Below are 13,812 nucleotides of genomic sequence, written 5' to 3'. Positions count from 1 at the left end.
CTGGTGTTTCATGCAGTTCGATGGCGATCCCATACACCAAATCGCGCTATTGCGACCGTCTCGAGACGAGAGTCGGCGCCGCAGCCCATGGAAGCGGCAACGCGCTCGATCCCGAGAAATTTTTGCGAGTTTGTAGTTAGATCAACTACGCAGGGGTCTGTGATGGCTTCAGCCGGCGGGTGCGGTTGAGGATCGTTGGTTCGGGTTGAATGGGCGCGCGGGTGCGGGGAGTGGTATTGGTTACGGGTAGAGTGCGGGCGTTGGCGGTGGAGCTTACCGCGGGATTTATTGTTTACCTGGATACAACAGTATTACTTGTAGCTTTTGGTGCTATTTCGGCAAGTTTTCCGGAGGCATCCTCGCCCGCCCGGTCGTGGGTGCTTGACGCGTATTTCATTGTGTTTGCCGCGTTGATGGTGCCGGGCGGGCGTTGGGCAGATCAGTTCGGTAGCCGCAACGTCTTCGCCATCGGTGTAAGCACGTTCATTCTGTCGTCTGCGGGTTGCGCGGTCGCGCCCACGTTGGGCGCGCTGGTTGCGGCTCGAGCGGCACAAGCGGTGGGTGCCGCGCTGATGGGGCCGGCTTCGCTTGCGCTGATTCTTCCTTATTTTGGTCAGGGTTCTCGGGCCACTGCGGTGTCGCTATGGGGTGCCTCGGCGGCGTTGGCGGCGGCACTGGGGCCACCCCTCGGGGGGGTTTCTCGCCGATACCGTGGGCTGGCGCGGGATTTTCCTCATCAACGTGCCGATCGGGTTGGCCGTGCTTGCCGGGTTGCGCAATGTCGACAACCGCGGCGATGCCGTGGCGGGGCAGCTGGTGAACACGAGCGCGATCGTGCTGATCGCTTCGGGTGTGGGGGCGCTGACGGCGGGCATCCTTGAAGGCCCGTCCTGGGGCTGGGGCCAGCGCCGGACACTGCTGTTGCTGATTGCGGGTGCCATCCTGCTGGCCGCGGCGATGGTGGGGGTGGCACGCCACCACCGCCGCGCGGAGCCGATACACGATTTCGACAAGGGCCGCTTCTTCGCCGCCAATGCGGCGACCGCGATCTTCGGGGCCGGCTTCTATGGGTTGTTACTTGCCGTCGTGTTCTTTCTGACGTCGCACTGGCACTATTCCACTTTCGAGGCGGGACTGGCCATGATGCCGATCTTTGTTGCGGCCGCGCTTGCGGCTATCCCGGCCGGAAGGATCGCAGATGCGCGGGGACACCGATGGGCGGTGATCCCCGGTTGCTGGGTTTTCGCTCTCGGCGTTTTCCTGTTCTGGTTACTGACAACGAGCCGAGCCGACTATGCGTCACGGTGGCTGCCCGGATCGATCCTCTGCGGGATTGGCATCGGGTGTGTCATGCCGGTTCTCGCAAGCGCTGCGATCGATGCGATGCCCGGCCAGCTCCTCGGCACCGCCAATGCACTCAATCCCATGTTGCGGCAATTCGGCGCGGCCCTGGGCACCGCCGCGGTGGGCACGTTGCTTGTTGAGCGTTCCGGGCACTCGCCCATCGACGTGGGCAGCTTCCGGGTCGTATGGGCATTTCTGGGGACTTTGGCCATCGCCACGATTCCGTTTGCGCTGCGCCTGATACGACCGGCGTGGCAACGACCGGTCGAGGAGCCCCAACCGGCAGCCGCAGAATGCGCATCACCACCCTAGCCGTCTCACGGAGCACTTTCAGGAAGAAACACCTCAGGGCAAACGATCAATGACAGGGATTAGGGGCACAAATCATGGATCTCTTCGATAAATTTGTTGCGGTAGACGAGCCGCTGCTACACATTTCTCGTGCCACACATGGCATAGCGACATATCCCAAGCTGGATGGGCCCGTCGGCGCCCACATGAGGTGGCAAGACCGCGAGCAGATCGTATGGAGCATCAACAACTATCTCGGAATCGCCAATCTTCCTGAAGTACGGGAAGCCGATGTCGAGTTCGCTCGACTCTACGGATTCGCAAGACCCATGGGCTCACGAATGATGTGCGGCGAGACGGACATCCTCGAGCAGTTGGAAGAGGAGCTGGCCAATTATGTGAAGAAGCCGGCGGCGCTCTTTCTCAACTATGGGTATCAAGGCATGGCCTCACTCATCGACTCACTCACCACCTCCTCAGACTGGATCGTCCTGGACTCGCAATGCCACGCGTGCATCATCGACGGGGTCCGGCTGAAGAAGAAGGGCGGCCTCGACCAGACACGTACGTTCTCGCACAACAACATTGACGAACTCCAAGCATGCCTGGCCGAGATCGATCGGGTGCGCAGTGCCGACGCCGGCGTATTGGTGATCACCGAAGGGGTTTTCGGCATGTCCGGCGACCAGGGTGCACTACGTGAGATCGTCGAACTCAAGAAGACCTACGATTTCCGATTGCTCGTTGACGACGCACACGGGTTCGGCGCCCTGGGCGCAACCGGCAGCGGAGCCGGGGAAGAACAGGGCGTCCAAGATGGTATCGACCTATATTTCAGCACCTTCGCCAAAGCGGCCGCCGGCACTGGGGCATTCGTCGCATCAGAGGCCAACGTAATTTGGAAACTGCGCTACACAATGCGCTCGCAGATCTTCAGCAGAGGCCTACCCCTGCCGATCATCGCCGGAAACCTGTTCCGCTTCGAGTTGCTGCGCACCCGCCACGATCTGCGCCAGCGAGCTCATGCCATCGCGCATGAGCTTCAAACATCGTCGACCGACAAGGGATTTGACATCGGCAACACCCAGAGTCTGGTCACACCGGTATTCCTGCAGATGGACCCGTTGCTAACCCTCGAATTTCTGAACCGAATGCGCCACGAGCACAACGTATTCTGCTCGGGCGTGATGTACCCGGTGGTCCCCCCGGGGGTTGTCCAGCTACGACTGGTGTCCACCGCATCACACGACACCGCCGACGTGGAACCGACAGTAAACGCCATCGCGTCGCTCTACGACGAGCTAGTCCCCAACCGGGATCGTGACCTATCACCGGCACCTGAGCTCGGCGCGGTCTAACACCAGAATCCTATTGGGCGGACACGATGACAACTCACAGCCTCGCCGAATCACCATCTCGCCATCACAACCACTGGCCCCCAACCACACGATGTAGTAACGGGCCAGCTGTGATCGTCGACCTTCGCACCCGAAGAAGACCCGCACCCGCAGCGCCGACCAGCGAGCGCACCCGATGACCCGCTACGACTCACTGCTGGCCACCTTGGGCGATACGCCCCTGGTTGGCTTACCACGACTCTCACCAGGCTGGGACAACAGTCCGCACGTGCGGTTGTGGGCCAAACTCGAAGACCGCAACCCCACCGGGTCGATCAAAGATCGCCCAGCGCTGCGGATGATCGAGCAAGCCGAGGCCGACAGTTGGCTGCGGCCGGGCGCGACGATCCTGGAGGCCACCAGCGGCAACACCGGCATCTCCCTGGCGATGGCCGCCAAACTGAAGGGGTATCGGCTCATCTGCGTGATACCGGAAAACACCTCGATCGAGCGCCGTCGGTTGCTCGAGCTCTACGGGACCGAGATCATATTTTCCCCCGCCGAGGGCGGATCCAACACCGCGGTAGCGCTCGCCAAACAACTGGCCGCCGAACACCCCGAATGGGTCCTGCTCTACCAGTACGGCAACCCCGCCAACTCCGACTCCCACTACCGCGGCACCGGCCCGGAACTGCTCGCCGACCTGCCCGAGATCACCCACTTCGTCGCCGGCCTGGGCTCCTCGGGCACTCTGATGGGCGCCGGCCGATTCCTGCGCGAACACGTCGCCAACATCAAGATCGTGGCCGTCGAACCCCGCCACAACGAAAAACTCTGTGGGATGCGCAATCTCGACGAAGGATTTGTGCCCGAACTGTATGACCCCACGCTGGGGGCCGTGCGCTACCCGGTCGCCACCGCCGATGCCGAGCACCGCATCCGCGAACTCGCACACACCGAGGGCGTCCTGGCAGGCCTGTCCACGGGCGCGGCCCTACACGCCGCATTGGAGATCGGCACTCAAGCTCTGCGAGCAGGCGAGCGTGCCGATATCGCGTTCGTCGTCGCCGACGCCGCGTGGAAATACCTCTCCTCCGGCGTCTATGAACACCCGGCACCTAGCAAGTTGCTGGCCCCATGACGCCACGATGCGAGCCCGCAAGTACGACGCGAACACCCAGAACCGCACCATCGGATTTCTTCCTCATATCGAATCAAACGAAATTCGGCAGGAGGGTGAACCCGTCTCCCAAATACTAAAAACAACGCCACGGCTCGCACCGGCCACGATCGGCACAACCCCGGCCGCACAGCATGAACACCGCGAATTAATCCGGAAGTCCGCCAACCCCCGACACCACGCCTACAGCTAAGGCATCACTGACATGACTACTGCGATGAGCGTCTTCGACGCACTGCCAGCCAGACTGCAGGACCCGGTGGTACTGACCGCCCCATTCCTGATACTCCTGATCGTTCTCGAATGGATAGCCGCACGCAAACTGCTAACCACCAGTGCGCCCGCTGCCGACGACTCGAGAAACGCACCCGGGGCCCACTTCGGCCCCGACACCATCGCAAGCCTGTCCACCGGGTTGGTCTCACTGGTCACCGGCGCCACCTGGAAGACCATCGCCGCAATCGGCTACGCCGCCATCTACACCTACGTCGCGCCCTGGCATCTTTCCCCACACCAGTGGTACACGTGGGTTATCGCGGTCCTGGGCCTAGACCTCATCTACTGCGTCGATCACCGCATCGCCCACCGAGTCCGGCTGATCTGGGCCGCACATCAGCCACACCACTCCAGCGAATACTTCAACCTGGCCACCGCGGTACGCGTGGAATGGAACAAGAGTGGCGAGATCATCATGTTCGCCATACTGCCGCTGTTGGGAGTTCCTCCGTGGGTGGTGTTCTTCAGCTGGTCAATAAACCTGACCTACCAGTTCTGGGTCCACACCGAACGGATCGGCAAACTACCGCGCTGGTACGAATACCTCTTCAACACACCGTCACACCACCGGGTGCACCACGGTATGGATCAAATGTATCTAGACAAGAATTTCGGCGGAATTCTCATCATCTAGGATCGCATGCTGGGCACATTCCAGGCCGAAGAATCCCGCCCACACTACGGACTCACAAAACCGGTCCACACCTTCAACATCTGGAAGCTACAAACCAACGAATACGCGGCGATAGTCCGAGACTGGCGCTCAGCAACTCGGCTACGCGATCGACTCGGCTACGTCTTCGGACCGCCGGGCTGGAAACCACAGACACCCGCCAACCAGGAAACCGGCAGGCTGGCCAAGTCCGCTTGACCCCCAAGCCATCGAGTTGGCAATCCGCCTCAGCCGACCCGCGCAGCACCGCCAGGCCTCAGCGGATCAACACCACGCCAAGAAGTTGACTGAGCCAAGCTCGTGCCGCGTCCTGGTCGCCGTCCAGTAGAAGTTGAATGCTGACCCCGTCATAGGCGGCGACCACGGCGCGGGCGGCGTCGGCAACGCTGCCGATCGCTGCGGGTAGTTCGACATCGCTGCCAGCAAGCCGGTCTTCCACTGCGGCACGCAGCTGCGCCCGGTGGGCCGCCAGGCGTTGGGCGAGATCCGGGTGGCGGGCGGCGTGCATCAGGAAGTCAGTCTTGATGAGCAGCCAGTCGCGGTCGAGCAACAAGGTGCTGGCGATCCGATCCACTGTCCCGGGCACGTCGGTGGGATCGTCGACGCTTGCCATGGCGGTGCCGACCTGTTCGGAGATCAAGGTGGCGCGCTGGTCATAGAGGGTGAAGAAGAGTTCCTCAAGGCTGTCGAACTGCGAGTAGAACGCCCCCCGGGTGTAGCCGGCCGCCGCACACACATCCTCGATGCGCACGTGCCCGAACCCTTTGTCTGCGAACACCCTGAACGCCGCATCGACCAGCCGGGCCCGAGTCTCGGCGCGCCGCTTGGTCACGCGCGCCGGCGTGGCAGTGTTGGCTGGCGGTGTCATCTACATCACACTCCGATACATCAACGCATCCGATGCATTAATATATCAGATGCGTGGGCGTAGGGCATACCCACACATAACTCTAGGAAGGCTGTCGGATGGACGCTGATGTCATCGTCGTCGGTGCAGGTTTGGCCGGGCTGGTCGCCACTCACGAACTCACCCGCCGGGGTAAGAAGGTCGCGGTGGTCGATCAGGAGAACGAGAAGAACCTCGGCGGTCAGGCCTTTTGGTCGTTCGGCGGACTCTTCCTGGTAGACAGCCCCGAACAGCGCCACCTCGGAATCAAAGATTCCCTGGAGTTGGCGTGGAACGACTGGTCCGGCAGCGCGGCGTTCGACCGGCCCGAAGATGAAGACTTCTGGGCCACCAAGTGGGCGCGCGCCTACGTGGAGTTCGCCGCCGGCGAGAAGCGCTCTTATCTGACCGACCTCGGAATCCGGTTCATGCCCACCGTGGGATGGGCCGAGCGCGGCGACCTGCGCGCCGAGGGCCACGGCAACTCCGTTCCCCGTTTCCACATCGCCTGGGGCACCGGCACTGGCGTCGTGGAACCGTTTGTCGACTCCGCTCTACAGAGCGCCAAGGCCAAGCTGGTGACCTTCTACCATCGGCACCGCGTTGACGAGTTGGTCATCACCGACGGCGTTGCCACCGGGATCAAAGGCACCGTGTTGGCGCCCGATGACGCGGAGCGCGCCACTCCGTCCAACCGCGACGAGGTAGGCAAGTTCGAACTGTCGGCGCAGGCGGTCATCATCACCACCGGCGGGATCGGCGGCAACCACGACATGGTGCGGCGATACTGGCCGGACCGGATGGGCACCCCGCCGGCCTCGATGATCGCCGGCGTGCCCGCCTATGTCGATGGCCGGATGCTCGACATCGCCAACGACAGCGGGGTACGCCTGGTCAACCGCGACCGGATGTGGCACTACACCGAAGGCGTCAACAACTGGGACCCCATCTGGCCCAAGCACGCCATCCGCATCATCCCCGGCCCGTCGTCGATGTGGTTCGACGCACTGGGGCGCCGGCTACCGGTCCCCTACCTGCCCGGCTACGACACCTTGGGCACCCTGCGCCACCTGCGCACCACCCCCGAGATCGCCAAGTACGACCACTCCTGGTTCATCTTGAACCAGAAGATCATCAAGAAAGAGTTCGCCCTCTCGGGTTCCGAGCAGAACCCCGACATCACCGGCAAGAGCCGCAAAGCCGTTCTGCAAGAACGGTTTTTAAACAAGGACGCGACCGGTCCGGTCGAGGCGTTCAAGCGCCACGGCGCCGACTTCGTGGTCGCCAACAGCCTGGAAGAACTCGTCGAGAAGATGAACGGCTTGACCGACGAACCGCTGCTGGATCCGGCCGCGATCCGCAGGCAGATCGAAGCGCGGGATCTGCAGGTCGCCAACCCATTCTGCAAGGACGTTCAAGTTCAGGGGATCCGCAATGCGCGACGCGCCCTTGGCGACCGGCTCGGCCGCGTCGCGGCGCCACACCGCATCCTCGACCCCAAGGCGGGGCCGCTGATCGCGACGAAACTGCACATCCTGACCCGAAAAACATTGGGCGGCATCCAAACCGATCTGTCGTCGCGGGCGATAGGCGGCAACGGCGAACCGATCGCGGGCCTGTATGCGGCGGGAGAGGTCGCGGGGTTCGGCGGCGGCGGCGTGCACGGTTATAACGCGCTGGAAGGCACGTTCCTGGGCGGCTGCATTTTCTCCGGGCGCGCCGCTGGCCGTGCTGCCGCCGACGCCGTCTGAGCGGGTCGCTGACCCTCGCGAGCAGACGTGGAATCGCACAAGATCTGCGATCTTGATGCGATTCCACGTCTGCTCGCGCCAGTGGCTCCCAAATAGCTAGCCGCGACCCGGTGCCTACCCTCCCACCGCCATAGCCGGCAATCAGGCAAAATGGGCGGCATGGACACTGGTGCGAACTCACCTCGGGTCTTGGTGGTCGACGACGATTCCGATGTGCTCGCCTCGCTGGAGCGCGGTCTGCGGCTGTCCGGATTCGAAGTATCGACCGCCGTCGACGGTGCCGAGGCCTTGCGCAGCGCCACCGAGACCCGGCCGGACGCGATCGTGCTCGACATCAACATGCCCGTGCTGGACGGCGTCAGTGTCGTTACCGCACTGCGTGCCATGGACAACGACGTCCCGGTCTGCGTGCTGTCCGCGCGCAGCTCGGTCGATGACCGAGTGGCCGGTCTGGAGGCCGGCGCCGATGACTATCTGGTCAAGCCATTCGTGCTGGCCGAATTGGTGGCCCGGGTCAAAGCGCTGCTGCGCCGCCGCGGGGCCACCGCGACATCTTCATCGGAAACCATCACGGTGGGCCCGCTGGAAGTAGACATCCCCGGCCGACGGGCCCGGGTCAACGGTGTCGACGTCGACCTCACGAAGCGCGAGTTCGACCTGCTCGCGGTCCTGGCCGAGCACAAGACGGCGGTGCTGTCGCGGGCACAACTACTCGAACTGGTGTGGGGCTATGACTTCGCCGCCGACACCAACGTCGTGGACGTATTCATCGGCTACCTACGCCGCAAGTTGGAGGCCAACGGCGGCCCGCGGCTACTGCACACGGTCCGCGGGGTCGGATTCGTACTCAGGATGCAATGAGTGCAATGACAGTGATGAACATCTTGTCGCGAATTTTCGCCCGTACGCCCTCGCTGCGCACCCGGGTGGTGGTCGCGACGGCCATCGGCGCCGCGATTCCGGTGCTCATCGTCGGAACCGTGGTCTGGGTCGGGATCACCAACGACCGCAAGGAACGGCTGGACCGCCGGCTGGACGAGGCCGCGGGTTTCGCCATCCCGTTCGTGCCGCGTGGCCTCGACGAGATACCGCGCTCCCCCAATGACCAGGACGCACTGATCACGGTCCGCCGCGGCGACCTGGTCAAGTCGAACTCCGACATCACACTGCCCAAGCTGCAAAAGGACTACGCCGACACCTACATCCGGGGGGTGCGTTACCGGGTGCGGACGGTCGAGATCCCCGGACCGGAGCCAACATCGGTCGCGGTGGGCGCGACCTACGACGCGACCATCGCCGAGACCAACAACCTGCACCGCCGGGTGCTGTTGATCTGTACGTTCGCCATCGGCGCGGCAACGGTATTCGCCTGGCTGCTGGCCGTATTCGCGGTGCGGCCCTTCAAACAGCTCGCCGAGCAAACCCGCTCGATCGATGCCGGAGACGAGGCTCCGCGGGTCGAAGTGCACGGCGCCAGCGAGGCCATCGAGATCGCCGAGGCTATGCGAGGCATGCTGCAGCGCATCTGGAATGAGCAGATTCGAACCAAGGAGGCGCTGGCCTCGGCGCGCGACTTCGCCGCGGTGTCCTCCCACGAACTGCGCACTCCCCTGACCGCCATGCGAACAAACCTCGAGGTGCTTTCCACCCTGGATCTTCCCGACGACCAGCGCAAAGAAGTGCTCAACGACGTGATTCGGACGCAATCGCGAATCGAGGCCACCCTGGGTGCCCTGGAGCGGTTGGCCCAGGGCGAACTGTCGACATCCGAAGACCATGTGCCGGTTGACATCACCGAGTTGCTCGACCGTGCCGCCCACGACGCGATGCGCATTTACCCCGACCTCGATGTGTCGCTGGTGCCCTCGCCGACCTGCATCATCGTCGGCTTGCCGGCGGGGTTGCGGCTGGCCGTGGACAACGCCATCGCCAATGCGGTCAAACATGGCGGGTCCACCCGGGTCCAGCTGTCCGCGGTCAGTTCACGGGCCGGGGTCGAGATCGCCGTCGACGACAACGGCAGCGGTGTCCCCGAAGCCGAGCGCCAGATGGTGTTCGAGCGGTTCTCCCGAGGGTCGACGGCGTCGCATTCGGGCTCCGGCCTCGGGTTGGCCCTGGTGGCCCAGCAGGCCCACTTGCATGGCGGGACCGCGTCACTGCAGAACAGCCCACTCGGCGGCGCGCGACTGCTACTGAAACTTCCCGGCCCCAGCTAGTCCGATAGCGCGAACAGCGTCACTTCCGGTGCGTGCTCTTGCTCCACGCGGTGAAGAATGCCCGCGCGGCGGCCGCTTCGTCCTGAAACCAGACCTGAGCACACGTCGTCTCGTACGACGAGTCCTCGGGGGTGTAGTAGTGGCGGGTGTCGGTGCGCCCCTTCACGACCCAGCCCTGGGGCCCAGTGCCGTCGGCATCGGCTCGGGCCGAACCCGGGCCGTACGGGGCAAACCGCCCCGGCGCCAGCTGGGCAGCCGAGGACTCCTCGGTAACAGCGGTCTTTTCGGTCGGTGCCCTCTTGGCCCGCGCAACCTTTTTCTTCGGAACCCGCTTGGCCCCCACCATGCGCTTCACTGGGCGCTTCCTGGCCCCAGCAATCTTGCGCGCGGCGGCCTTTTTCGCGGCGGCGGTCTTCTTCTTCGCACCGGGAACCTTCTTCTTGGGCGCGTCCTCGCCTGCGGCAGCCTTCTTTTCGCGTGGCTCGGCGGTCGCCGTCTTCATCGCCGGGGGCTTGGTCTCGGCGTCTGCGGCGTCGGCTCCGGCCCCCGAAGCAGCGGCTGCCACTTGGTATTTGGTGGATCGGACCATCAGGGCGCAGGTCAATACCAGTCCGAGTAGGAACGACAGGATTATCAACCACCAGTGCACATGGGCCATCACTGCGCCACCTCGGTCTGGTGGGACGCGGCTGGATCCGGCTCCTCGGCCTGCACGGTTTGCTCGGTTTGCTCGGTCTGCTCGGTCTGCTCGGCCTCTACCGCCTCCGCTGTGGTGGCGACCGGTTTGATCGACACCGTGACAATCCCCCAGGCAACGGCCGAGCCCACAACGAAGGCAGCCAGGTAGCACAACCACTGGATCACGAAATCCACGCTGGATTCTCCTTAGCTGACCACGATTTCGACACGGCGGTTCTTGATGCGGCCCTCGGCCGTGTCATTGCTGGCGATCGGGTTCGCCGAGCCGAGACCCTTGGCGGTGATGTGATCGGTGGCAACGCCGTGGGCCACGAGGAAGTCGGCCACCGTCTGGGCACGCTGAGCGCTCAACGGAATGTTGAGGCCTTCGCTGCCGCTGTTGTCCGTGTAGCCGTTGACCGTCACCTTGGCATCCGGACACGCCCTCAACTTGTCCACCACCTGAGTCAGGACCTTATTGCTGTCCGGGGTCAGGCTCACCCCATCGTTCCCGAAGGCGATCGCCCCACCGGTCAGCGCCGTGACGGCCGCCTGCAGGTCGGCACATGCGCCGGTGGCCGCGGGACCCGTCGGAGGGGTGCTGCCAGCAGGCTGCCCCTTGACCTCGATCTGGTTTTCCACGTTCACGTCGGGCCAAACGCTCGTTGCCGCGCTTCCGACCGCATCCTTCTGGTCCGGCGATGCGGCGGTTCCGGTCAAGGTGATGGTGTCCCGTTCCACCTTGAGGGTGAAATCCGGAATCGGCCCGCTGGCGGAGAAAACAGGTTCGGCGTTGGAGAAATCAAGCGCGCGGACCTTGGGATCGATCTGGATCTGATCGACCACGGTGACATTTTGACTCAGCAGACCCTTGAGCGACGTCATCAGCGCCGCTTTGGCATCTTCATTGGGAAAATCGCCGATTAGCGTCAGGGTATTGCCACTGCGGCTCACCGACAGCAATGACAACGACAACTCGGGCCGATCTGGCTTAGCGGAACTCGCCGTAACGGTCGGCAGCTCACCGGTCGGCCCGTTGACCGACGTCGGACGCTGGTAGGCGCCGTAACCGAGCGCCGCCAACAGCAATGGAATAACCACCACGCCGATTAGCCAGGAAACGCCCAGCGGGCGCCGTTCGAATTTCGGTTCCTTCGGCGCCTCGGTGGGTGCGGGCGCCTCGTCCAAGCCCGCGTCGGTACCCACCCGTACTTCTCCTTAACGTCAGTTGGTTGCACAGCCCTCGCGGTGCCCCTGGCGATATGCAGCCTACCGACTCCCCGCCAGAGCAATTACCGATGTCAGGCACACTGGAGCAATGGCTAATGGGAGGAAACCGACGGACAGTGAAACCCTGGCCCATATCCGCGACCTTGTCGCCGAGGAGAAGGCATTGCGTGAGCGGCTTGTGCACCGCGAAATCTCCGAGTCAGAGAAGCATGAACGACTGCGCCTCATCGAAATCGAACTCGACCAGTGCTGGGATCTGCTGCGCCAGCGCCGGGCGCTGCGGGAGACCGGCGGCGACCCGCGGGAGGCAAGCGTGCGTCCCGCCGGCCAGGTCGAGGGATACTCCGGCTGACACGACCCCGCACTGACACCAGAATGAAAGAATTCGATGTCGTCGTTGTCGGCGGCGGCCACAATGGCCTGGTCGCGGCCGCGTACCTGGCACGGGCGGGTCTGCGCGTGCGGGTGCTCGAGCGCCTGGGACACGTCGGCGGGGCAGCAGTCTCGATCCAGGCGTTCGACGGCGTCGAGGTTCGTCTATCCCGGTATTCCTACCTGGTCAGCCTGCTGCCGCCGCAGATCATCAAAGACCTGGGTGCCCCGGTCCGGCTAGCCCGGCGCCAGTTTTCGTCCTATACCCCCCAACCTGACACGCACGGACGCTCCGGCCTGCTGATCGGGACCGCCGGCGACGACACCTTTGCCGCGGTCGGCGCGGCCGGCGATGAGCCCGGGTTTGCCGCGTTCTATCGGCGCTGCCGGCTGGTGACCGAACGCCTGTGGCCGACGCTGCTCGAGCCGCTACGCACCCGCGACCAGGCCCGCCGCACCGTGGTGGACTGTGGCGCCCCCGAGGCACTCGGCGCCTGGCACGCCATGATCGAGGAACCGATCGGACGCGCCATCACCGCCGCGGTGCACGATGACCTGGTTCGTGGCGTGATCGCTACCGACGCGCTGATCGGCACCTTCGCCGGGCTCGACGAGCCGTCTTTGACCCAGAACATCTGCTTCCTCTATCACCTGCTCGGCGGCGGCACCGGTGACTGGGACGTCCCGATCGGTGGCATGGGTTCGGTGACCGCGGGGCTGGCCGCCGCCGCCACCGGATACGGCGCCGAAATAGTGACCGGCGCGGAAGCTGTCGCGGTCACCCCGAACGGTGACGTGCGCTATCGCGCTGGCGACGACGAACACCTGGTTCGCGGGCGCTTTGTGCTGGCCGGCGTCACCCCAGCGGTCCTGGCAAAGCTGCTCGGCGATACCGAACCATCCTTGGCCCCGGGCGCACAGGTCAAGGTGAACATGGTGCTGCGGCGACTACCCCGGTTGCGTGATGCCGTCGTCACACCCGAACAAGCATTCGCCGGGACATTCCACGCCAACGAAACCTGGACCCAGCTGGAAGCCGCGCACCAGCGCGCGGCCGCCGGGCATCTGCCGGATCCGTTGCCGTGCGAGGCGTACTGCCATTCGCTGAGCGATCCGAGCATCCTGTCGCCCGCGTTACGTGACGTCGGCGCGCAGACCATGACGGTGTTCGGCCTGCACACGCCGCACTCGGTGTTCGGAAACGCCGACCCCGACGTGCTGCGCGACCAACTCACCGCAGCGGTGCTGGCCTCACTGAACTCGGTCCTGGCCGAGCCGATTCAGGACGTGCTGCTGACCGACGCGGATGGTCGGCCGTGCATCGAGACCACGACCACCGCAGACCTACAGCACACGCTGCACATGACCGCCGGAAACATTTTCCATGGCGCGCTATCGTGGCCATTCGCCGAAAACGACGACACCCTGGCCACCCCCGCCCAGCAATGGGGGGTGGCCACCAACCACGACCGCATCATGCTGTGCGGCTCGGGCGCCCGGCGGGGCGGCGCGGTGTCGGGTATTGGCGGGCACAACGCCGCTATGGCGGTGTTGGCCTACCTGCGGCAAGACCGCTGA

12 protein-coding genes and 2 pseudogenes are annotated in these 13,812 nt (G+C 64.2%); 10 read left to right on the top strand and 4 right to left on the bottom strand.

Annotated elements, in window-relative coordinates; all coding sequences use genetic code 11:
* Positions 1-209 precede the first annotated feature (209 nt).
* The 5 genes and pseudogenes from MMSP_RS28095 to MMSP_RS07065 form a co-directional block, all read left to right on the top strand.
* A pseudogene (locus MMSP_RS28095) lies at positions 210-638 on the top strand (MFS transporter); the annotation flags it as partial.
* A gap of 103 nt (positions 639-741) precedes the next feature.
* Complete coding sequence (locus tag MMSP_RS28090) at positions 742-1,656, top strand: MFS transporter (protein WP_235065689.1); 915 nt, start codon at positions 742-744, stop codon at positions 1,654-1,656.
* A gap of 74 nt (positions 1,657-1,730) precedes the next feature.
* The gene (locus MMSP_RS07075; protein ID WP_020786047.1) at positions 1,731-2,993 is read left to right on the top strand and encodes an aminotransferase class I/II-fold pyridoxal phosphate-dependent enzyme; all 1,263 of its coding nucleotides are present in this window, start codon (positions 1,731-1,733) and stop codon (positions 2,991-2,993) included.
* Positions 2,994-3,168: 175 nt separating this feature from the next.
* Positions 3,169-4,113 (top strand): PLP-dependent cysteine synthase family protein, encoded by a 945-nt coding sequence (locus tag MMSP_RS07070; protein WP_020786046.1) that lies wholly within the window; start codon positions 3,169-3,171, stop codon positions 4,111-4,113.
* A gap of 244 nt (positions 4,114-4,357) precedes the next feature.
* Positions 4,358-5,299 (top strand): annotated as a pseudogene (locus MMSP_RS07065) (sterol desaturase family protein).
* A gap of 58 nt (positions 5,300-5,357) precedes the next feature.
* On the opposite strand, the gene MMSP_RS07060 reads toward MMSP_RS07065, so the two are convergent.
* Positions 5,358-5,969, bottom strand: coding sequence for a TetR/AcrR family transcriptional regulator (locus MMSP_RS07060; protein ID WP_012396173.1), 612 nt, complete (start codon positions 5,967-5,969; stop codon positions 5,358-5,360).
* Positions 5,970-6,067: 98 nt separating this feature from the next.
* Between MMSP_RS07060 and MMSP_RS07055 the strand changes: the two genes are divergently transcribed.
* The 3 genes from MMSP_RS07055 to prrB all read left to right on the top strand — a co-directional run bounded on the left by MMSP_RS07055 (position 6,068) and on the right by prrB (position 9,954).
* Complete coding sequence (locus tag MMSP_RS07055; RefSeq protein WP_020786043.1) at positions 6,068-7,738, top strand: FAD-binding dehydrogenase; 1,671 nt, start codon at positions 6,068-6,070, stop codon at positions 7,736-7,738.
* Positions 7,739-7,888: 150 nt separating this feature from the next.
* The gene (gene prrA, locus MMSP_RS07050; RefSeq protein WP_012396175.1) at positions 7,889-8,599 is read left to right on the top strand and encodes a two-component system response regulator PrrA; all 711 of its coding nucleotides are present in this window, start codon (positions 7,889-7,891) and stop codon (positions 8,597-8,599) included.
* Between the two features lie 14 nt (positions 8,600-8,613).
* Positions 8,614-9,954 carry a two-component system sensor histidine kinase PrrB gene (gene prrB, locus MMSP_RS07045; RefSeq protein WP_036426280.1) on the top strand — a complete coding sequence of 447 codons (1,341 nt, stop codon included), beginning with the start codon at positions 8,614-8,616 and terminating at the stop codon, positions 9,952-9,954.
* Between the two features lie 19 nt (positions 9,955-9,973).
* On the opposite strand, the gene MMSP_RS07040 is transcribed toward prrB, so the two are convergent.
* From MMSP_RS07040 to MMSP_RS07030, 3 genes are read right to left on the bottom strand one after another with little or no spacing between them, the layout of a single operon-like run.
* On the bottom strand, positions 9,974-10,612 hold the full coding sequence (locus tag MMSP_RS07040; RefSeq protein WP_020726520.1) for an exported or membrane protein: 639 nt from the start codon (positions 10,610-10,612) through the stop codon (positions 9,974-9,976).
* Positions 10,612-10,827, bottom strand: a complete 216-nt coding sequence (locus MMSP_RS29750) for a hypothetical protein (protein ID WP_020786042.1) — start codon at positions 10,825-10,827, stop codon at positions 10,612-10,614. Before MMSP_RS29750 ends, MMSP_RS07040 begins: the two co-directional genes overlap by 1 nt.
* Positions 10,828-10,839: 12 nt before the next feature.
* Positions 10,840-11,838 (bottom strand): OmpA family protein, encoded by a 999-nt coding sequence (locus MMSP_RS07030; protein WP_020729604.1) that lies wholly within the window; start codon positions 11,836-11,838, stop codon positions 10,840-10,842.
* A 112-nt stretch (positions 11,839-11,950) separates the two neighbouring features.
* Here MMSP_RS07030 and MMSP_RS07025 point away from each other — a divergent pair, with 112 nt between their 5' ends.
* Positions 11,951-12,214: a DUF2630 family protein gene (locus MMSP_RS07025; protein ID WP_020786041.1), complete on the top strand. Its 264-nt coding sequence runs from the start codon at positions 11,951-11,953 to the stop codon at positions 12,212-12,214.
* A 23-nt stretch (positions 12,215-12,237) separates the two neighbouring features.
* A complete protein-coding gene (locus tag MMSP_RS07020) occupies positions 12,238-13,812 on the top strand; it encodes an NAD(P)/FAD-dependent oxidoreductase (protein WP_015357090.1) in 1,575 nt (524 codons plus the stop codon).

Source organism: Mycobacterium sp. 012931, assembly GCF_000419295.1.
Classification (GTDB): Bacteria; Actinomycetota; Actinomycetes; order Mycobacteriales; family Mycobacteriaceae; genus Mycobacterium; species Mycobacterium marinum.
This window is presented reverse-complemented; position numbering and strand designations above follow the sequence as displayed.

Bases quoted from the DNA above. Each gene is read 5' to 3' on its own strand.
- prrB (WP_036426280.1), top strand. From the start codon at position 8,614: ATGAACATCTTGTCGCGAATTTTCGCCCGTACGCCCTCGCTGCGCACC.
- MMSP_RS07025 (WP_020786041.1), top strand. From the start codon at position 11,951: ATGGCTAATGGGAGGAAACCGACGGACAGTGAAACCCTGGCCCATATC.
- MMSP_RS07060 (WP_012396173.1), bottom strand. From the start codon at position 5,969: ATGACACCGCCAGCCAACACTGCCACGCCGGCGCGCGTGACCAAGCGG.
- MMSP_RS07040 (WP_020726520.1), bottom strand. From the start codon at position 10,612: ATGGCCCATGTGCACTGGTGGTTGATAATCCTGTCGTTCCTACTCGGA.
- MMSP_RS07075 (WP_020786047.1), top strand. From the start codon at position 1,731: ATGGATCTCTTCGATAAATTTGTTGCGGTAGACGAGCCGCTGCTACAC.
- MMSP_RS07055 (WP_020786043.1), top strand. From the start codon at position 6,068: ATGGACGCTGATGTCATCGTCGTCGGTGCAGGTTTGGCCGGGCTGGTC.
- MMSP_RS07020 (WP_015357090.1), top strand. From the start codon at position 12,238: ATGAAAGAATTCGATGTCGTCGTTGTCGGCGGCGGCCACAATGGCCTG.
- MMSP_RS07070 (WP_020786046.1), top strand. From the start codon at position 3,169: ATGACCCGCTACGACTCACTGCTGGCCACCTTGGGCGATACGCCCCTG.
- prrA (WP_012396175.1), top strand. From the start codon at position 7,889: ATGGGCGGCATGGACACTGGTGCGAACTCACCTCGGGTCTTGGTGGTC.